Annotated in this window: 1 protein-coding gene; it reads left to right on the forward strand. The window is 35.1% G+C overall.

All coding sequences use genetic code 11. The annotated features are described in order from the left end of the window. Positions 1-8: 8 nt before the first annotated feature. On the forward strand, positions 9-582 hold a 574-nt coding region (locus tag IDG60_RS27015; RefSeq protein WP_206160334.1), incomplete at its 3' end, for an SDR family oxidoreductase.

A 582-nucleotide genomic window follows, 5' to 3' on the forward strand; every position in this document is an offset into this window, starting at 1 on the left:
TGAAGTGAATGAATATTATGTTAACAGGTGCTACAGGTCATTTAGGCACACATATTACAAATCAAGCCATTGCAAATCACATAGATCATTTTCACATTGGTGTTAGAAATGTTGAGAAAGTTCCAGAAGATTGGCGCGGAAAAGTTCCTGTTCGACAATTAGATTATTTTAATCCCGAAAGCATGGTAGAGGTATTTAAAGGAATGGATACCGTTGTGTTTATTCCAAGTATTATCCATCCATCATTCAAACGTATTCCAGAAGTGGAAAATTTAGTATATGCGGCAAAGCAAAGTGGCGTTGCTCATATCATTTTCATAGGTTATTACGCAGATCAGCATAATAATCCATTCCATATGAGTCCTTATTTTGGTTATGCAGCACGTCTATTGGCAACAAGTGGTATTGACTATACCTATGTAAGAATGGCAATGTACATGGATCCACTTAAACCATATTTACCAGAATTGATGAATATGCATAAACTGATTTATCCAGCTGGTGATGGTCGTATTAATTATATTACTAGAAATGATATTGCTAGAGGTGTCATTGCTATTATTAAAAATCCAGATACTTGGG

Source organism: Staphylococcus sp. EG-SA-2 (assembly GCF_017152085.1).